The organism is Achromobacter aloeverae, assembly GCF_004121055.1.
GTDB classification, from domain to species: Bacteria; Pseudomonadota; Gammaproteobacteria; order Burkholderiales; family Burkholderiaceae_B; genus Bordetella_C; species Bordetella_C aloeverae.
The window spans coordinates 158,657-175,828 of record NZ_PYAL01000001.1 but is presented as its reverse complement, the minus strand read 5'-3'; the positions used below and the strand labels follow the sequence as shown (position 1 = coordinate 175,828).

The 17,172-nt window shown below is 65.6% G+C and carries 17 protein-coding genes and 1 pseudogene; 7 read left to right on the top strand and 11 right to left on the bottom strand.

Translation table 11 applies throughout. The features are described 5' to 3' along the window. Positions 1 to 45: 45 nt before the first annotated feature. Genes C7R54_RS00815 through C7R54_RS00805 form a run of 3 tightly spaced genes read right to left on the bottom strand, consistent with a single transcriptional unit; the run spans position 46 to position 3,112 of the window. A complete protein-coding gene (locus C7R54_RS00815) occupies positions 46 to 1,101 on the bottom strand; it encodes a 5-oxoprolinase subunit C family protein (RefSeq protein ID WP_129148302.1) in 1,056 nt (351 codons plus the stop codon). Further along, positions 1,098 to 1,877, bottom strand: coding sequence for a 5-oxoprolinase subunit PxpB (pxpB, locus tag C7R54_RS00810; protein WP_240039333.1), 780 nt, complete (start codon positions 1,875 to 1,877; stop codon positions 1,098 to 1,100). The genes C7R54_RS00815 and pxpB overlap by 4 nt, the downstream gene beginning before the upstream one ends. A gap of 8 nt (positions 1,878 to 1,885) precedes the next feature. Then, a complete protein-coding gene (locus C7R54_RS00805) occupies positions 1,886 to 3,112 on the bottom strand; it encodes a pyridoxal phosphate-dependent aminotransferase (RefSeq protein WP_129148301.1) in 1,227 nt (408 codons plus the stop codon). A gap of 218 nt (positions 3,113 to 3,330) precedes the next feature. On the opposite strand from C7R54_RS00805, the gene C7R54_RS00800 reads away from it, so the two are divergent. Together C7R54_RS00800 and C7R54_RS00795 are read left to right on the top strand one after the other, a co-directional pair. Continuing rightward, on the top strand, positions 3,331 to 4,014 hold the full coding sequence (locus C7R54_RS00800; RefSeq protein WP_129148300.1) for a GntR family transcriptional regulator: 684 nt from the start codon (positions 3,331 to 3,333) through the stop codon (positions 4,012 to 4,014). Between the two features lie 66 nt (positions 4,015 to 4,080). Further along, positions 4,081 to 4,488 carry a GFA family protein gene (locus tag C7R54_RS00795; protein WP_129148299.1) on the top strand — a complete coding sequence of 136 codons (408 nt, stop codon included), beginning with the start codon at positions 4,081 to 4,083 and terminating at the stop codon, positions 4,486 to 4,488. A gap of 39 nt (positions 4,489 to 4,527) precedes the next feature. On the opposite strand, the gene C7R54_RS00790 is transcribed toward C7R54_RS00795, so the two are convergent. The 4 genes from C7R54_RS00790 to C7R54_RS00775 form a co-directional block, all read right to left on the bottom strand. After that, complete coding sequence (locus tag C7R54_RS00790) at positions 4,528 to 6,990, bottom strand: TonB-dependent siderophore receptor (protein ID WP_158021118.1); 2,463 nt, start codon at positions 6,988 to 6,990, stop codon at positions 4,528 to 4,530. Positions 6,991 to 7,126: 136 nt separating this feature from the next. Next, the gene (locus C7R54_RS00785) at positions 7,127 to 8,182 is read right to left on the bottom strand and encodes a FecR family protein (protein ID WP_129148297.1); all 1,056 of its coding nucleotides are present in this window, start codon (positions 8,180 to 8,182) and stop codon (positions 7,127 to 7,129) included. After that, on the bottom strand, positions 8,179 to 8,778 hold the full coding sequence (locus C7R54_RS00780; protein ID WP_129148296.1) for an RNA polymerase sigma factor: 600 nt from the start codon (positions 8,776 to 8,778) through the stop codon (positions 8,179 to 8,181). Before C7R54_RS00780 ends, C7R54_RS00785 begins: the two co-directional genes overlap by 4 nt. Positions 8,779 to 8,966: 188 nt before the next feature. Further along, positions 8,967 to 9,545, bottom strand: coding sequence for a DUF4865 family protein (locus C7R54_RS00775; RefSeq protein ID WP_129148295.1), 579 nt, complete (start codon positions 9,543 to 9,545; stop codon positions 8,967 to 8,969). Between the two features lie 265 nt (positions 9,546 to 9,810). Here C7R54_RS00775 and C7R54_RS00770 point away from each other — a divergent pair, with 265 nt between their 5' ends. The 3 genes and pseudogenes from C7R54_RS00770 to C7R54_RS00760 all read left to right on the top strand — a co-directional run bounded on the left by C7R54_RS00770 (position 9,811) and on the right by C7R54_RS00760 (position 12,401). Continuing rightward, positions 9,811 to 10,683 carry a LysR family transcriptional regulator gene (locus C7R54_RS00770; protein ID WP_129148294.1) on the top strand — a complete coding sequence of 291 codons (873 nt, stop codon included), beginning with the start codon at positions 9,811 to 9,813 and terminating at the stop codon, positions 10,681 to 10,683. A gap of 32 nt (positions 10,684 to 10,715) precedes the next feature. Next, complete coding sequence (locus C7R54_RS00765) at positions 10,716 to 11,795, top strand: type IV toxin-antitoxin system AbiEi family antitoxin (protein ID WP_129148293.1); 1,080 nt, start codon at positions 10,716 to 10,718, stop codon at positions 11,793 to 11,795. After that, a pseudogene (locus tag C7R54_RS00760) lies at positions 11,783 to 12,401 on the top strand (hypothetical protein). The gene C7R54_RS00765 and the pseudogene C7R54_RS00760 overlap by 13 nt, the downstream one beginning before the upstream one ends. An 84-nt stretch (positions 12,402 to 12,485) precedes the next feature. Here the strand turns inward: C7R54_RS00760 and C7R54_RS00755 are convergent. Further along, entirely contained in the window at positions 12,486 to 13,106 is a 621-nt protein-coding gene (locus C7R54_RS00755; RefSeq protein WP_129148292.1) for an FMN-dependent NADH-azoreductase, read from the bottom strand. A gap of 122 nt (positions 13,107 to 13,228) precedes the next feature. Here C7R54_RS00755 and C7R54_RS00750 point away from each other — a divergent pair, with 122 nt between their 5' ends. Beyond that, on the top strand, positions 13,229 to 13,663 hold the full coding sequence (locus C7R54_RS00750; RefSeq protein ID WP_129148291.1) for a winged helix-turn-helix transcriptional regulator: 435 nt from the start codon (positions 13,229 to 13,231) through the stop codon (positions 13,661 to 13,663). Positions 13,664 to 13,709: 46 nt separating this feature from the next. Here the strand turns inward: C7R54_RS00750 and C7R54_RS00745 are convergent, their stop codons facing one another. The 3 genes from C7R54_RS00745 to C7R54_RS00735 all read right to left on the bottom strand — a co-directional run bounded on the left by C7R54_RS00745 (position 13,710) and on the right by C7R54_RS00735 (position 16,076). Beyond that, the gene (locus tag C7R54_RS00745) at positions 13,710 to 14,678 is read right to left on the bottom strand and encodes a Bug family tripartite tricarboxylate transporter substrate binding protein (protein WP_129148290.1); all 969 of its coding nucleotides are present in this window, start codon (positions 14,676 to 14,678) and stop codon (positions 13,710 to 13,712) included. A 119-nt stretch (positions 14,679 to 14,797) separates the two neighbouring features. After that, positions 14,798 to 15,688 carry a 3-hydroxyisobutyrate dehydrogenase gene (gene mmsB, locus C7R54_RS00740; protein WP_129148289.1) on the bottom strand — a complete coding sequence of 297 codons (891 nt, stop codon included), beginning with the start codon at positions 15,686 to 15,688 and terminating at the stop codon, positions 14,798 to 14,800. 1 nt (position 15,689) lies between these two features. Continuing rightward, entirely contained in the window at positions 15,690 to 16,076 is a 387-nt protein-coding gene (locus C7R54_RS00735; protein ID WP_129148288.1) for a carboxymuconolactone decarboxylase family protein, read from the bottom strand. A 168-nt stretch (positions 16,077 to 16,244) separates the two neighbouring features. Here C7R54_RS00735 and C7R54_RS00730 point away from each other — a divergent pair, with 168 nt between their 5' ends. Further along, positions 16,245 to 17,150: a LysR substrate-binding domain-containing protein gene (locus C7R54_RS00730; protein ID WP_129148287.1), complete on the top strand. Its 906-nt coding sequence runs from the start codon at positions 16,245 to 16,247 to the stop codon at positions 17,148 to 17,150. Positions 17,151 to 17,172: the final 22 nt, after the last annotated feature.

Sequence of the window (17,172 nt, the reverse complement as noted above, 5' to 3'; positions counted from 1 at the left end):
TCGCTTACTCCTGACGTGGAGGGAATGTTGGAGGGGGCTGCCGTGTCATGATCGCAGGACCCGGGCCGCGGCGTGTCGTATTTCCTGCAGGCGGTCCTCGGTCGCGCGCCACGCCAGTTCGGCATCGGCCTGTTCGACACGGGCGAAATGCAGGGCCGCGCCCGGCATGGCCTGCGCCAGCAGCGGCAGGTCGGCGCTGGCGACGTAGGCGATCTTGGGATAGCCGCCGGCGCTCTGGCGGTCGGCCATGAGGACGATAGGCTGGCCGTCCGGCGGCACCTGGATGGTGCCGAAGGCGGTGGCCTCGGAAATCAGTTCCAGCGGAGCTTTCAGCGCCAGGGCCTCGCCTTGCAGGCGCGCGCCCATGCGGTCCGACTGCTGGGTGATGGAATAGGGCAGCGTGGTCAGCTGCGCGTGGGCGGCGGCGGAGAAGGCGGACCAGTGCGGGCCGGGGACGATGCGGATGGCCCGGGGCGTCGGTGCGCTGTCGGTCGGGTCGCGCTCGGTCGGGCTGTGTTCGGTCGGACCGTGTTCGGCCGGCGGCGTCACGTCCACCGTATCCGCGTGCAGTACCGGCATGCCGCTCTGGACCATCAGCTTCTCGATATGCGTCGTGGGCAGTTCCCGTGGCGCGCGGCCGGCCGGCACCCGGTCGCCCCGCTTCAGCGCGCGCCCCGCGTGGCCGCCGAAGCCCGCGCGGATATTGGTGCTGCGGCTGCCCAGCACCGGTTCGGTCGCGAAACCGCCCCGCACGGCCAGGTAGAGACGCACGCCTTGCAGGCGTTCGCCCACGTCCAGCACCGTGCCGCGCCGCAGCAGCACCGCGCGGTCCTGGGGAACCGGCTGGCCATTGGCCGTGATGCGCATGCGCGCGCCGCACAGCGCCACCAGCGTGTTTTCGGCGAAAACCACGCGCGGCCCCGTCAGCGTGCATTCGAGCACCGCCGCGTCGTCGTCGTTGCCCACCAGGATATTGGCCAGGCGATGCGACCATTCATCCATCGGGCCGTTCACCGACACGCCATATTGCTGGTGGCCGAAGCGGCCGGTGTCCTGCAGCGTGCTCAGCATGCCGGGGCGTTCGACGGTCATCACGTTCATGGCCGTGGCTCCAGCAGATCGTGGAATTCGTCGGGCGAGATGGGCTTGAAACGCAGCTGGTCGCCCAGGCGCAGGCGGGTGGGCGGCTGCCGGTCGACCTGGAACAGGTTCCAGGGCGTGCGCGCGATGACGTTCCAGCCGCCGGGCGATGCGCTTTGGTAGATCGAGGACAGGCCGTTGGCGATGGCCACCGACCCCGCCTCCACCCGCGTGCGCGGCGACGAACGCCGCTTCACGTTCAGGCGCGGGTCCAGCGGGCCGGCGAAGGGATTGCCCGGGGAAAAGAAAAAGGCATAGAGGGTCAGCGGCGATCCGCTGTGCAGGCTGATCACGTCCTCCGGCGCCAGGCCGCACTGGCGCGCGACGTCCTCCAGGTCGGGACCGAAGTCGCCGCCATAGCACGCGGGTATCTCGACCACGCGGCCTGTGTTGTCGATGCGGGGGAGGTCGCGGCGCAGCAGGGCTTCGATCTGGCGGGTCAGCCACACGCTGGGCAAGTCGCCTTCGCGGGGGCAGCGCGAGGGCTGGTAATGCACGGCGACCGTGGTGAAGGCGGGGACCGCCTCGATTACGGCGGCAGGCTTGTAGGCGTCGATGAGCGCCGTCACCGCGTGTACCGCCCGGTTGGTGGCCAGGTCCACCGCGTCGCCCAGGCGGATGAGCAGGCAGCGGTCGCCCACCGGTTCGATACGCGCGCGGGCCACCAGCGCGGCGGCGCTGTCCTCCACGAGCGGGGCGGCAGTTTCCAGCGTGGCGGCGTCGGCGGGGCGATTCAAGGTCGGGCCTAGCAGCGGGTCAGCCTGGCGCAGGCGGCGACGATGCGTTCGCAGGCAAGCTTGAGGCGGTCGTCGGCAATGCAGAACGTCAGGCGCAGATAGGGTTCCAGGCCGAAGGCGCTGCCGGGCACCACCGCCACGCCGGCTTCCTCGATCAGGTAGCGGGCGAGGTCGGCGTCGGTGGCCAGGCTTGCTCCCGAAGGCGTGCGCATGCCGATGGCTGTCCGGCAGTCCGCGAATAAGTAGAACGCGGCCGGCGGGCGGCGCACGGTCAGCACCGGCGCAGCCGCTTGCAGGATGTCCAGCGCCATGTCGCGGCGCGTGCGCAGGCGGGCGCGCCACTCGTCGAGGAAATCGTGCGAGCCGTTCAATGCGGCGACGGCGGCCGCCTGGCTTACGGAGCTGGGGTTGCTGGTGCTCTGCGACTGCAACAGGTTCATGGCCTTGACCAGCCACGCCGGACCGCCCGCGTAGCCCAGCCGCCAGCCGGTCATCGCGTGCGATTTCGACACCCCGTTGATCGTCAGCGTCCGCGCATGCATGTCGGGCGCCGCCTCGGCAAAGGACACGAATTCGCCCTCGTAGACCAGCTTCTCGTAGATGTCGTCGGACATCACCAGCACGCGTGGGTGGCGGCGGATCACGGCGGCGAGGGCGGCGAACTCCTCGCGGGTATACAGCGCGCCGGACGGATTGCACGGCGCGTTAAGGATCAGCCAGCGCGTGTTGGGCGTCAGGTGCCGTTCAAGCAGCGCCGGGGTCAGCTTGAAATCGTTGGCTGCGTCCGGGGTAATGACCACGGGCGTGCCGCCGGCGATGCGGGCCATTTCCGTATAGGACACCCAATAGGGCGCCACCACGATGGCCTCGTCGCCAGGATTCAGGGTGGCGAGCAGGGCGTTGAAGAGGATCTGCTTGGCGCCGGTGGCGGCGATGATCTCGGCCGGCGTGTAGGCCAGGTGATTGTCGCGCGCGAATTTCGCCGCCACGGCCGCCTTCAGGGCCGGCGTGCCGCCGACGTCGGTATAGCGGGTCTGTCCGTCCGCGATGCCCTGGATGGCGGCCTCGCGCACATGCGCGGGGGTATCGAAATCCAGTTCGCCTTCGCTCAGGCTGATGATGGAGCGACCCTCGGCCGACAGCCTGCGGGCCAGTTCGCTGATGGCGCCGGTGGCGGAGGGGCGGGCGGCCGCGACGCGGTCGGATAAACGGACATCGAGTTCGGCGGAGGACATCGGTTCCTGTCTTGGGAAGACCATGGGTGATGTTGGGATTCTGCGCCTGGCGCCGGCGTGAGTACATTAGGTATACCACTTATATACAATGGATGGACCAGCACGGGAGGATGCGGTGATCCGGGAGAAAACCCGCTATTTGGGATGCCCGATACCGTATTTGGAGCCCACAACCTGTGCCACACTCGCTTTTTATGCATAGCTCACAAACAGAATTCATGAATCCGGGACAAGAGGAAGTGGCGTCCAGCCAGGAACTGGACAGTGGCAATCGAGGATTGGCGAACCAGGCGTACGACGCCCTGGTCGACCTCATCCTTTCGCGCGAACTGAAACAGGGGGAACAGGTGCAGGAGCGGGCGCTGGCCCTGCGCCTGGGCGTGTCGCGCACGCCGCTGCGGGAGGCCATGCACCGGCTGGAGGGCGAGGAGATGCTGGAGCGCAAGTCCAACAATCGCCTGTTCGTGCGCCAGGTGACCCTGCAGGACCTCATGGAGACCCTGCATATCCGCCGCCTGCTGGAAGGCGATGCCGCCGGGCGGGCCGCCGGCAAGGTGCCGGCGGACGTGCTGGCCGACCTGCGCACGCGGGTCCAGGCCTTGATGGAGGAAGGGCAGCCGGGCGATCCGTTGCATCAACAGCTGGACGCCGAGCTCCATGGCCTGATATCCGAGTATTGCGGCAACGAGCTGATGGCGAGCATGATCGCCAAGCTGCGCCAGAAGACCCGCATGTTTTCGCTCAAGCGCCTGGAGAATCGCATGGTGCCGGTCTGCGGCGAGCATCTGGCCATGCTGGACGCCCTGGCGCGCGGTGACGCGCAGGCGGCCGCGGCCGAGACCATGCGGCATATCGAGAACATCCGGCTGTCGATCATCGACAAGCTGTCCGGGACATATTGATATCGCGGCAGGGCCTGCCCGGTCCTATGATTCGTATTCGCTCTTGCCGATCTTCCAGGGGTAGGGATGCTAAACGGTAGCTGCTTGTGCCAGGGGGTGGGATTTCAAATTGCAGGACCGGTGACGGACCTGCTTTATTGCCATTGCCGCATGTGCCGAAAATCCCATGGCTCCGCATTCCGTGCGCGAGGCAGCGTCCGGGCGTCCGAATTCAGCTGGACGCGCGGAGCGGGGCTGGTCCGCTACTACGAGTCCTCGCCCGGGCAACACCGCGGATTCTGCTCCGTGTGCGGATCCAATTTGCTGACCCGGTTCGATGCGGATTCCACCATACTGGGCCTGGCGCTGGGCGTCCTGGACGACGATCCTGGGTCGCGCCCGCAATGTCATGTACACGTCGGATCGAAGGCGCCCTGGCATGAAATCACGGACGCGCTGCCGCGGCATCCTGAAGGGCTCACGACGGCCGGGTAGGTTGCGCGTGGCAGGCGCTACCCCGCCACGGTAGTCCGATTACCACTTGTATTTCAGGCCCGCCAGCACCACCCGTCCGGCGCCCCAGGTGCAGAGTCCTCCCGAGCAATAGGACAGGTAGTCGCGATCGAACAGGTTGCTGGCGGTCAGCGATGCCGTCCAGCCGCGCATGCTGTCGAAGCTCCGTCCCAGGTCGTAGTGCAGTGCGACATCAACCAGCGTGACCGAAGGCAGCTTCAGGTCATTGGTGGCATCGCCCCAGGTATTGCCGATGTAGCGCACGCCGGCGCCCACCTGCAACCCGGCGAGGGCGCTGGACGGGATCGTATAGTCGGCCCACAAGCTGGCGGCATTGCGCGGAATGCCGACGGGAACGCGGTCCAGGTTGGTGCTGTTGCTGCGCGTGTTCAACAGATCGGTGTAGGTGTACGTGGCGATCAACTGGAGGTTGTTGCTCAGGCTGGCATGCCCCTCCACCTCGAAGCCGCGCGAGCGGACCGCGCCGGTCTGGACGCTGAAGGTAGGATGGTCCGGGTCGGTGGTCGTGACGTTTTCCTGCGTGAGGTGATAGGCCGCCACGGTAACGAAGCTGTTGTAGCCCGGCGGCTGGTACTTCACGCCGACTTCGTACTGCTTGCCCTTGGTGGGCTGGAACGGCGTGCCGGAGTAATCCGTGCCGATCTGCGGCGCGAACGACTTCGAATAGCTCGCGTACGGCGCAATGCCGTTGTCGAACTTGTAGACGCCGCCCAGGCGCCAGGTGAAGGCGCGATCCGACTGTTCGGTCGACGCGGTGCCGGCCTTGTAGGGGTCGAAAGTTTCGTGCGCCCAGTCCTCGCGGATACCGCCCAGGAAACTCCAATTGCCGACGTCGATCTGGTCTTGGGCGTAGAGACCGAACTGGCGCAAGGCCTGGTCGCCCGCGGTCGCGAACTGGAAATTGGCGTCCGGCACGGCTTGGCCGTAGACGGGATTCGTCGGATCCAGCGAGGGGCCGCCCGCCAGGTTGCCCTTGAAATCGTGGTCATACTGCGTGTGCTGGTAATCGGCGCCCAGCGTCACCTGGTGCGTCAGCGGGCCGGTGCCGAAGCGGGCGATCAACTGGTTGTCGAGGGTATGGGCATTGACCTGGCCGTTGTTCCAATACGGCGTGCGCAGCAAGGTGCGTCCGTCGGACGACAGGCTGGCGTAGCTCAGGTAACGGATCGATTCGCTGTTATGCAGGAAGCGATAGTTCTGCCGCACCGACCACGTATCGTTGAAGCGGTGTTCGAACGAATAGCCGATCGACTCCTGCGTCTTGCGGAAGCTGTCGAAATCCGGTTCGCCGACGTCCAGGCGGCGCGGCAGCGTGACCACGCCCGCCGTCGCGGTGCCCACGGCCGGCACGAAGTTGTAGCCGCCTGCCTTGGGATCGGCCTGGTAGTAGGCATACACCGTCAGCTTGGTGTCGCTGTTGGGGCGCCACATGATGGACGGGGCGACGGCGTAGCGTTCCTGGCGGTTGTATTGGGTCTGCGTGCCGGTCTCGAAGCCATCGGCCGTCAGGCGATAGAGCAGGGTGCCGTCGTCGTTGAGGGAACCGCTGAAATCGCCGAAGACCTGGGCGCGGCCGTAGCTGCCGGTCTGGATGCCCATCTCGTGCAAAGGTTCATCGGTGGGCATCTTGCTCACCAGGTTGACCATGCCGCCAGGAGAGCCCTGGCCGTAAAGCACGGACGAGGGGCCGTGCAGCACCTCGACGCGCTCCAGCATGTAGGGGTCGAAGCTGGTCACGTTGTAGCCCGCGGAGGCGCCGGGCAGGCGCAGGCCATTCCAGTATTGCTCCACCTGGAAGCCGCGCGCGTACAGGTATTCGAGCGAATCGGTATTGGTGCCGCGCTGCTCGGGCGTGATGCCCGACGTATAGCGCAGCGCTTGAGCCACGCTTTGCACGTTCTGGGTAGTCATCTGGTCGCGCGTCACCACCGAAATGGCCTGGGGGGTCTTGATCAGCGGGGTGTCTGACTTGGTGGCGGAGAGGCTGCGTTCGGCCACGTAGCCGATGACGGGGCCCGTCCCGGTCTGGCTGTCGGCGGTCACGCGCACCGTGGGCAGTTGCGTGACGTCCTGTCCGCCGGTCCCGGGGCCCTTGAGCGTATAGGCGCCTGCGCGCTGCGAGATGACCTGGATGCCGGAGCCGGCCAATAGCTGATCCAAGGCCTGGCGTGGCGACATCAAGCCTTGGACCGCAGGGGCATTGCGATTCGCGACGGTGGTTTCATCGAACAGCACTTGCTGCTGCGCTTGCGCGGAAAAGGCGCGCAGGGCGCCATACAAAGGTTGGGAACTGATGTTGAAACTGACGCGGGCGTCCTCTTGCGCGAAGGCGGCCGGCGTGGCCATGGCCGCATAGACGCCCGTCATGGCGAGAACGAGCGCCGTCGAGCGCGGGCGCAAGGCGGCGCGCAGGGACAAGGCGGAAAGGGGCCCGCGACGGCGCGGCCGAAGTCCGGATTTCATTGAGCAGGTTCTCCAGGAAAGGGATACGCGCGGAGGTCGCGCTGACATCTAGGTGAGACGCATTCGCGGGAGAACTGGGAACCCGGGGACGGGAAATTATTTTGTAACAGTCGGCGCGGCGGGGCGGCCGATACGATCAAGGTTGGGCAGCCGGCTCGATCCGGTAGCCACCACCGGCATCCGGCGTCACCCGGACCGGAAGCAGATCCGGCAAGGATTCGAGGAAGGCCGCCGGTCGCGCGGTCGAGGCGAAGCCGGATACGGGCAGGGCGCGGACGCGCGGGTCGGCGACGCGCACCGGCTTGCCCAGGTAGCGCGCCAGTTCCAGCGCCACATCTTCCAGCGTGGTGCGGCGGAAGACCAACTGGCCTTCACGCCAATCTCCGACCATGTCCGTCGTGACGCCATAGATGGGTGTGTGCGAGCAGTTGCCGCCCATCGTGATCGCCTGGCTGGCGGTCAGCACCGCGGGCTCGCCGCAGTGGCGGGCGCCGCGGACTTCCACGCGCCCCTCGCGGACCTGTACCGTGGTGCGACCAGGCACGTTGCGCACATCGAAGACGGTGCCGGTTACGCGCACCTCGTTGTCGCCCGAAGCGACCGTGAAGGGATGCGCCGGCGCATGGGCGACCTGGAACCAGGCCTCGCCCCGTTGCAGCCGCACCTCGCGTCGGCGCGGATAAATACGCACGCTCAACTGCGTATCCATATTGACTGCGATGCGCGAACCGTCGGGGAGGTCCAGGGTACGCGTCTCGCCATGCGCGGTGGCGACGTCCAGCTTGTAGGTGGGGAAGTTGTCATACGCGAACCAGCCGCCAGCGCCGGCCAGCACGAGACAGGCGGCCAGCGTGCCGGCCACGCGGGGCGAACGCAGCATGTTGACCAGGCTCGAATGCCAGGGGCGTCCGGCATGGCGATGGTCGCGTCCGCCGTGGCTTGCGGCGGACGGCGCCCGGGCCGCGATAGTGGCTCGTGCCTTGGCGTCCGAGGCAAGGGCCGGGCGCGTGACGCCGGAGAAATCCAGCCAGGTCCGGGAGAGGGCGCTCATCGCTTCGCCGTGGCGGGGATCGGCCTGCAACCATGCATCGAGCTCGGCCTGGTCGGCCTGGCTCCAATCCGCTGCCTGGCGCCGCAAATACCACTCGGCGGCTGCCTCGTGCAATGCCAGGGCATCGTCGGCGTGGGTCATGCTTGCTCCTCCGATCCGTTCTCCATGCGGTCGCGCTGGCCGCTCGTCATCTGGTCGGCGCTGGCATAGCGTACGCGTATCTCGCAGTAGGCGAATGCGCGGCTCAGGTGCTTGGTCACCATGCGGCGGGAAATGCCCATGCGGTCGGCGACTTCGTCCTGCGTCAGGCCATCGAAGCGGTGTAGCACAAAGGCCTCGCGCTGGCGTTCCGGAAGCTCCTGGAGTGCTTGTCCCAATCGATGCAGGCGTTCGCGATGCGCGGTGCTGGAGACCGGGCACGCGGAGGCGTCCACCGGCACGTCGTCGGCACGCGTTTCGGGATCGTCGAAGGAAACCATCTTCACCGGTCCTTGCCGCGACTGTTCGCGCGCGCGGTCGCGCAGCAGGTTCGCGGCGATCTGGAACAGGTAAGGGCGCTGGTTCCGCGGCGACGTCGCCTGCCCTGCGGCCGCGAGCCGGGTGAAGGACTCTTGCAGCGCGTCTTCGGCTTCATGGCGATCGCCCAGGCGGTGCTGCAGGAAGCGCAACAGCGGGACGCGAAAGCTCGCATACATCTGGCTCAGCCAGGAGCGGGCATCGTCGGAGGGCGCGGTCAAGGGCAGCCCCTCGATGCTTCCGAAGGCGCCGCGTCATGCGTCGCGCTGCCACCCCCTGCGTATCGGGGGCAGCGCGAAGAGACGGGGAAGATGCGGACACCCTTCATCGAGCGGGAAACCTGAATTGCTTAAATGCGAATAGGTCGCAATTCTATCTGATTATCCCGTCGATGATCATGCGTCGATGATCACCCCGCCGCCAACGGCAGTTGATCCAGCAGGGGCTTCGCCAGGTGCAGCACCTCGTACGTGACGGCGTCCTTGGCGGCGCCTTCGTTGTCTTCGCGCAGGGCGACGCGCGTGACGCGCCAGGCGGCGGTGTCCACGCCCACGGCGGCGGCAAGGACGCCGCGTTGCGTCGCGACGGCGCGGTTGCGCTCCAGTTCCAGCGCATAGGCTTCGGCCAGGTCCTGGTCCAGCGGGATATCGACTTCTTCTTTCTGCACATAGCGCGCGTCCTTGCCGGCGCCGCGCCGTGCATCCAGCACGATGCGCGTATCGATGCTGGCGCGGCCGAAGCTGTCGGTGACGGTCTTGTAGCGGTTATCCAGGAGGAAATCGCGCAGGCCCTGGTCGTCCTGCCAGAGATACAGCGATGAATAGCTGTGGCTGATCGCGCCCAGCTGCCCCGCTACACGAAGCAGGAAACCCTTGAAGTAAAGGCGCGGCGTGGCGTCCCAAAGCTTGCCACGTTCCCTGGCGCGGCGACGAATGATGTCCAGGTCGTAATCAGCAGGAAGGCGGTGGGTGTAATGGGCGATAAGCATGATCAGCTCCAGAAAGTGGGACAAGTCCGGCACAGCGGCGCCATGCAGGGCGACGGGCGCAAGGACGGAAGCAAAAAGTCGTACGGATCGCGCTGCAAGGAAAGAGCGTGCTCGACCGGTATGGACGCAGCCTATCGCCGGCACTATCATTTGAAAACTCGTTTTATCCGGATTTCAATAATTTAGAAATTAAATCATTGGGCACCGGCCAACGTTGCCACGGGCTGCCGGCATCCGACTTCGCGCCGCCTCGGGAGGACCAAGCATGAAAACCCTCGATATCGAAGCCGTCCAGGCCTTTGTGCTGGCCGCGGACATGAAAAGCTTTACGCGCGCGGCCGAGGTGATGGATACGACGCAGTCGACCATCAGCTTGAAGATCCGTCGCCTGGAATCCATGGTGGGACGCCGGCTGCTGGACCGCACGCCCCGCCTGGTACGGCTGTCGGCGGACGGCGGCGCTTTCCTGCCAGCGGCGCGGGCGCTGGTCGCGGCGCACCAGGGCGCGTTCAATGCATTCGCGCATGCCCAGCCGCGCCGGCTGGTCGTGGGCGTCAGCCATCATGTGGTCGGTTCGGAGCTGCCTCGTTTGTTGCAGGGCCTGAACCGTCTTGATCCCGCGCTGATCGTGGAAATGCGGGTCGCGTCATCGAGCGAAGTGCTGGACGAGTTCGACGCGGGCAGGCTCGATGCCGGTGTCGTGTTGCGTCACGATAGCCGCCGCCTGGATGGCGAGGTGTTGTTGCAGGAGGGCTACGGCTGGATGGGCGCGCCCGATTTTGAATGGATGCCTGGCCAGCCCTTGCGGCTGGCGACGCAGGCCGAACCCTGCAGCGTGCGCGCCATGGCGGTGGATGCCTTGGGGCAGGCTGGCGTGCCCTGGACCGAGGTGTTCGTGGGCGGCGGCGTGTCTACCATAGGCGCCGCGGTATCGGCCGGCCTGGCCGTGGCGGCGCTGGGCCGGCGGGTGGCGCCGGTGGGTACGGTGGACTTGGGTCCCCGCCTGGGCCTGCCGCCGCTGCCTGCCCGGGACGTGGTGCTGCATACCGGCCCCGTCGACGCCCAGGCCCGCGGCGCCCTGCGCGCGCTCGGCGCCGCCATCAGGGCGACGACAACGAATTCGATGCAAGCGCCTTGACTGGTTTTCACTCAGAGTGGTAGTTTCATCAAATGGTGAAAACGCATAAAACAGTGAAAGTCGAGCAAAGAGCCGCCGAGGCGCTTCGTGGCGCCCTGCACGAAGTGCCTGCCATCGAGCATCTCGAAGTGCGCGCCGCGACGAACGAAGATGATCGCTCGATAGACCTGCTCGCCAATATCGACACTTTTGGGCGCCGATTCACCTTGATCGCGAGCGTGAGCTCCAGCGGCCAGCCCCGGCAAATACGACCCGAGCTGTTGATGCTGAAGGAGTACGTCGCAGGCCAGAGTGAACCTGTCACGCCGGTGCTCATCGCGCCCTACCTGTCGGCCGAGGCCCAGGATCTCTGCCGGGAGTACGAAGTGGGGTATCTGGACCTGGAAGGCAACGCTCGCTTGGCCTTCGGAACTTTCTTTATCTTGCGCCAGTTCGCCGGCAAGCCCGTCGCTGAACGGCGGGAATTGCGCTCGCTGTTCAAACCCAAGTCTGCCCAGGTGCTTCGGCAACTGTTACGACATCCGGCCCGCCCATGGCGGGTGATCGAGCTGGCGCAGGCGGCGGGGGTCAGTCTCGGGCATGTCAGCAAGGTGCGTACTGCGCTTCTCAGCCGAGAGTGGGCGGAGGTGTCGGGTGAGGGGGTATTCCTGTCCAAACCGGATGCACTGCTGAATGCGTGGCGGAGTGCTTACGAGCGACCTGCAGGCAAGCGGCAAGGTTTCTATACCACCTTGCACGGGTCCGCGTTGACGGAATCCATTCGCGCATTGCCTCGCCGCTCGGCCGACACCGGGCTGGTGGCGCTAGCCTCGTTCTCCGCAGCTCAGTGGCTGGCGCCTTATGGTCGCACGGGTACCCAGTACTTCTATGCCGACGAGGCGGGGCTGGAACAGTTGCGCGCGGTCTTGCAACTTACCGCTGCTAGCAAGGGCGAGAACGTTATCGTGACGGTGCTTGATGACCCCGGCTTGTTTCGTGACACCGTGGAGCCCGCGACGGGAGTGTCATGTACCAGTCCTGTGCAGACCTATCTAGATCTCACCGATGCAGGAGAACGCGGGCAGGAGGCGGCCGACCATCTTCGGCAAGAAATATTGCAATGGCTGACATGACACCGGGCGAGCCACAGTTCGCCAGCGACTACGACGACCGCACGACTGCGGCCGTCAAATCCGTGCTGATCGAAATCGGCCAGATTCTGGGCAGTTTCAAGGACAAGTTCGCCGTTGTGGGCGGGGCTGTACCCTGGCTGCTGTTGGGCGACAACGAAGATATGCCCCACGTCGGAACGCTGGACCTGGATCTCGGCTTGAATTCCGGAGCGTTGGGAGAGGGCGAATACGCCCGTCTGGTGGACGAGTTGCTGGGACATGGCTATGTGCAACGTGAAAAACTCAAGCGTTTCCAATTGGTCCGCCAGATCGATGCAGGATGCGTACGACATTTACTACTGCATCCGGAACTATCCCGGTGGACCGCAAGTCCTGGCTGAAGATTGCCTGCCGCTGCTGGAGCATGCTAGCGGTATGAAGGGCTACCAGCACATCGCCAATAAATTCGATGCGGTTGAAGGTTTCGGCCCCACCTGTGTGCGGCGCTTCGTTGAAGCTACGCGCGTGCTGGGCGACCGCACGCCAGAACAGTGGCAACTGGATTCTTTCGGGCAGGTGGACGCCTGGTTGCGGGCTCTGGGCATTCGGCAGCGGACTATGCGGTGATCCCGCCGTGGCACGGGCAGGATCCGGCGTGCTCGCTCAGGCTTAAGCGCGTCCGCGCCGGGGGCATGCCCGCCGGCGCGTGACTCATGCGGCCTTGGCCAGCAAGGCTTGCACCGCTGTTTGCGCATTGTCGATGGCTGCCTTCGCCGCATCCGGACCGTAGGCCAGGCCTTCCACCCGCATGTGTTCGATGTCGGTCAGCCCGATGAGTCCCAGCAGGTACTTCAGATAATTGGACTGGAAGTCCACGGCGGCGCGGGGGCCGTTCGAGAATACCCCGCCCGACGCCGTGACCAGGTAGGTCTTCTTGCCGCCAAGCAAGCCCTCGATCTTGCCTTCCACGTATCGGAAGGTCACGCCCGGCCAGGCGACGTAGTCGAACCAGGCCCTCAGTTGCGTCGGCGGACCGAAGTTGATCATGCCCGATCCGATGACCACGGTGTCCGCCGCATGCAGTTCCGCGATCAGCGCTTCCGCGTGGGCGACGGCCGCCGCCTGCGCCGGTGTGCGGGTGTCGGCGGGAAGGCCGCGGCCGACGATATAGGCTTCATCGATATGCGCCGGTGGCTGGGCGTATAGGTCACGCACCGTCAACGTGGCGCCGGGGCGCTGTTGGCGCAGTCGACGGGCGAAGTCGCCGGCGAAACGGGCGGACAGGCTTTCCGTGCCGCGCGGGCTCGACGTAATCAGCAGGATGTTGCTCATGCGGGACTCCAGGTATAAAAACCAGGTATAAAAGAGGAACCAGGTAATTAAAGGCGCTTTAATTACCAGCAGGTACGGAGGATGGTATGGTTCCTGCCTCGGCCCCACAAGAAGGCACACGCATGTCACCGAGTCACACCAGGCAGCCTGGCGCGATCCCAAAACCTGAGATTGGAGGCTGCCGCGCGACCCGTCTTATCCTGGACAGGATCGGCGACAAATGGAGCCTCTATCTCATCGCGACGCTGTCCGGCGGCCCGCGGCGTTTCAACGAACTGAAGCGCGAGATAGACGGCATCTCGCAACGCATGTTGACGCTGACCTTGCGTAATCTGGAACGCGATGGACTGCTCACGCGCACGGTGTATCCCACGATTCCGCCGCGCGTCGATTACGAACTTACTGGAATGGGGCGCACGCTGCTGCAGCCCGTGACGGCGCTGATCGCCTGGGCCAATGAGAACCAGATGGCCATCGAGGATGCGCGGCAGCGCTACGACGAGGAGCCCGACGTCGAGCAGGTACTGATCAAGGGCGTGGTCTATCAACGCCGCTAGGGACTTCGGCCTGCCGCCATGACGCCGGCAGGCCAGCCTCATGCCGTCAATCCGGCTTGAGTCCCGAAGCCTTGATCACATCCCGCCATTTCTGGTTCTCCTTGTGCAGGAACGCGGAGAATTGCGCGGGTGTGTTCGGTTGCGCATAGGCGCCCAGGGTCTTGAATTGCGCCTGTATGGCGGGCGATTTCAAGGCCTCCATCACCGCCTGGTTGAGCGTGTCCACGACGGCTGGCGGCGTGCCCGCCGGCGCGGCCAGGCCGAAGTACGACGAGATCTCGTATTCCGGATAGCCGGATTCTGCGATGGTGGGCAGGTCGGGAAAGGCGTCCGAGCGGCGCGAGCTGGTGACCGCCAGGGCCTTCAGGTCGCCAGACTTGATCATGGGCGCCGCGGTGGAGAGATTATCGAAAGCGGATTTCACCTCGCCCGACCGCACGGCCATCAAGGCCGGTCCGCTGCCGTTGAAGGGGACATGCAGCATCTCCGCGCCCGTCGCGTAGCGGAACAGTTCTCCCGCAAGATGCAGTGACGATCCCACGCCCGGCGACCCATAGGTGATTTCCGTGGGATGCGCCTTGGAGTAGTCCACGAAGGCCTTTACGTTGTTGAAAGGCAGGTTCTTGTTGACCACCAGGACATTCGGCACTTGCGCGACCAGCGCGATGGGCGCGAAATCGTCGAGCTTGTAGCGCAGGTCCTTGTACAGGTATTCATTGACCGCCAGGCCAAAAGGCACCATCAACAGGGTGTAGCCGTCCGGGTTCGCGCGGGCGACATAGGTGTGCGCGACATTGCTGTTGGCGCCCGGCTTGTTCTCGACGATGAAGGACTGATGGAACTTGTCGGAGAGTTCCTTGGCCAGCGTGCGGGCCAGCATGTCGGTGCTGCCGCCGGCGGCAAAGCCGACCACGATGGAGACCGGGCGCGCGGGGTAGGGCGACGCCGCCGCGGCGGTCGACGCCAGCCCGGCGGACGCGAATGTCAATGCCAACGCAAGTTTCCAAGCTTTCATGAATTGTCTCTTCCTGATGTTTATTCGTGGGACACGCTGCACCCGACGTAATGAATGCAACGTCCCATGTCCTGTCGCAGCGGACGTCGGTCCGCCGCATGCATGGTCCGGCCGCCTGTCTAGCCTTGTTGTTGTCCAAGCAGATATTGGTACACGATGCCGTTGTCGAGATCGCCCAGTCCGGCGCCGGCGCATAGCTGGTAAAGGTGGGTGGCGGCGCCGCCCAGCACAGTGGGCGCACCCGCGCTCATGGCGGCCTCCTGGGCCAGGATCATGTCCTTCAGCATGAGGCTGGTGGCGAAGCCGTTGCGATAGTCCCGGCTGCTGGGCGAGCTGGCGACCAGGCCGGGAACCGGGCATGTACGGGTCAAGGCGAAAGCCTGGGCGCTGCCGGCGCTGGCGACATCGAACAGCACCTGGTCCTCCACGCCCAGCTTGCGGGCAAGGACGAAAGCCTCGCTGATGGCGATCTTGATGATGCCGGCTGCCATGTTGTTGCAGACTTTCACGGCCTGGCCCGTGCTGGGGCCCCCCGTGTAGACCAGCTTGGCGCCCATGGCGGAAAGGACGTCCTTCATCGATTCGAAGACCTTCGCGTCGCCGCCGACCATGAAGGTCAGCGTCGCGGCCTCGGCGCCGGCGACGCCGCCCGTGACCGGCGCGTCGAGCATCGAGTGTCCCCGTTCCGCCGCCGCCACGTGCAGGCGGCGCGCGCTGGGCACGCCCGACGTGGAGCAGTCGATGAATACCTGGCCGTTGCGCGCGTAAGGCCAGATGCCGCGTTCGAATACGTCCAGCACGATGGGACCGCTGGGCAACATGGTGATCACCACGTCGGCGCCGGCGACCAGGTCGGCCAGGTCGGGCGCGACGGCGCCGCCCGCGTCCACCCATGCCTGGATGGCGCGCGGCGAGGCGTCGTGTCCACAAACGTGGTGGCCGCGCGCGAGAAGGTTTCTCGCCATGGGCAGGCCCATTGCCCCCAATCCGATGAATCCGATCTTCGCCATGTCAGGCCTGCGCGATCAGCTGTTGCTCGGCCAGCACTTCCTCGGCCGCGCGCATGGCCTCGACGCCGGCCGGCACGCCGCAATACACCATGGCCTGCAACAGGACCTCCTTGATTTCCTCGACGGAGCAGCCGTTGTTCAGCGCGCCAAGGACGTGCATCTTCAGTTCCGTGCCCTTGCCCAGCGCGGTCAGCATCGCCAGCACCAGCAGGCTGCGCGTGGCGGCCGGCAGTCCGGGCCGCCCCCAGATGGCGCCGAAGCAGTATGCTTCGACCAGTTCACGCGCGTCGGCGTTGAATGCATTGCGCCCCGCTTCGCGCTTTTCGAAATAGCGTTCGCCCAGTACCTTGCGCAGGATCGCGCGTCCGGTGTCCTTGAGTGCCAACATGGGTCTCCTTTCCATGGCAGTTCATCGGGCAGCGCACCGAGCGCCGCCCCGGCCGGTATTCTAGGAACGGGCGGCCGCCCGCGGATATGCGATTGCGGGGGGTGGGTATAGCCATAGGACATAGGCCGCCGGGCAAGCGCGCCCGGCTTGCGGGACAGTGGGGAGAACATGAAATTCAAGCTCAGGCACATGGAGGTGTTTCGCGCCATCATGCTGACCGGATCGACCAGCGGCGCCGCACGCATGCTGTTCGTATCGCAGCCGGTGGTAAGCCGGACCCTGGCGCATATCGAGAGCAGCCTGGGCCTGACGCTGTTCGATCGCAAGAACGGGATGCTCAAGGCCACGGATAACGCCCGCGTGATTTTTCGCGAAGTGGACGAGTTGTACGGCGCGGCCGGGCGCATCGACAGCCTGGTCGAGAACCTGAAGGAAAGGCGCAAGCAGCGCATCAGTTTCTGCAGCAGCCCGGCGCTGGGGCTGCGGGTGGTGCCGCGTGCCATGAAGCGCTTCCTGAAGCAGAACCCGGACGTGTCTTTCGCTTATCGCACGGGCTTGATCAAGGACATGCCGGCGGAGCTGCTAGGCAAGATTTGCGACTTCGCACTGTCGATCTGGCCGGTCGATCATCCCAACCTGGACTGTCGTCCGCTATTCGGCGGACGCATCTGCCTGGTGATCCCCGCGCGCCATCCCTTGGCGCGCCGCAAGAAGGTGGAGTTGAAGGACCTGCGTGGAATGCCCCTGATCCTGTACCAGCAGGACATGCCGATGGGCGCGGTGATCCGCGATCGGCTGCGCGCCGCCGGGATAGACCAGGCGCCACTGGTCGAAATCAACCGCTCCGAGCAGGCTTGCGCGCTGGTGAACGAGGGCTTGGGCGCCGCCCTGGTGAACCAGTACTGCGTCGACGAAGAGCTGTGGCGCGGCCTCGCGGTCAAGGCCCTGGACCTGGACATTCCTGCCGCGGTCTATCTGCTGACATCGACTTTCGAGCCGCTGCGTCCCGAATGCCAGGCCTTCATCCAGACCTTGGTGGAGGATGTGGATACGATGGAGGCGGCGCCGGCATAGCGGGCAGGGCCCGCAGCAATGG

What these genes read in the sequence shown, in the direction of transcription:
- C7R54_RS00815 (WP_129148302.1), bottom strand. Translation starts at nt 1,101, where the DNA reads ATGAACGTGATGACCGTCGAACGCCCCGGCATGCTGAGCACGCTGCAG.
- C7R54_RS00805 (WP_129148301.1), bottom strand. Translation starts at nt 3,112, where the DNA reads ATGTCCTCCGCCGAACTCGATGTCCGTTTATCCGACCGCGTCGCGGCC.
- C7R54_RS00800 (WP_129148300.1), top strand. Translation starts at nt 3,331, where the DNA reads ATGAATCCGGGACAAGAGGAAGTGGCGTCCAGCCAGGAACTGGACAGT.
- C7R54_RS00795 (WP_129148299.1), top strand. Translation starts at nt 4,081, where the DNA reads ATGCTAAACGGTAGCTGCTTGTGCCAGGGGGTGGGATTTCAAATTGCA.
- C7R54_RS00790 (WP_158021118.1), bottom strand. Translation starts at nt 6,990, where the DNA reads ATGAAATCCGGACTTCGGCCGCGCCGTCGCGGGCCCCTTTCCGCCTTG.
- C7R54_RS00785 (WP_129148297.1), bottom strand. Translation starts at nt 8,182, where the DNA reads ATGACCCACGCCGACGATGCCCTGGCATTGCACGAGGCAGCCGCCGAG.
- C7R54_RS00775 (WP_129148295.1), bottom strand. Translation starts at nt 9,545, where the DNA reads ATGCTTATCGCCCATTACACCCACCGCCTTCCTGCTGATTACGACCTG.
- C7R54_RS00770 (WP_129148294.1), top strand. Translation starts at nt 9,811, where the DNA reads ATGAAAACCCTCGATATCGAAGCCGTCCAGGCCTTTGTGCTGGCCGCG.
- C7R54_RS00765 (WP_129148293.1), top strand. Translation starts at nt 10,716, where the DNA reads ATGGTGAAAACGCATAAAACAGTGAAAGTCGAGCAAAGAGCCGCCGAG.
- C7R54_RS00755 (WP_129148292.1), bottom strand. Translation starts at nt 13,106, where the DNA reads ATGAGCAACATCCTGCTGATTACGTCGAGCCCGCGCGGCACGGAAAGC.
- C7R54_RS00750 (WP_129148291.1), top strand. Translation starts at nt 13,229, where the DNA reads ATGTCACCGAGTCACACCAGGCAGCCTGGCGCGATCCCAAAACCTGAG.
- C7R54_RS00745 (WP_129148290.1), bottom strand. Translation starts at nt 14,678, where the DNA reads ATGAAAGCTTGGAAACTTGCGTTGGCATTGACATTCGCGTCCGCCGGG.
- mmsB (WP_129148289.1), bottom strand. Translation starts at nt 15,688, where the DNA reads ATGGCGAAGATCGGATTCATCGGATTGGGGGCAATGGGCCTGCCCATG.
- C7R54_RS00735 (WP_129148288.1), bottom strand. Translation starts at nt 16,076, where the DNA reads ATGTTGGCACTCAAGGACACCGGACGCGCGATCCTGCGCAAGGTACTG.
- C7R54_RS00730 (WP_129148287.1), top strand. Translation starts at nt 16,245, where the DNA reads ATGAAATTCAAGCTCAGGCACATGGAGGTGTTTCGCGCCATCATGCTG.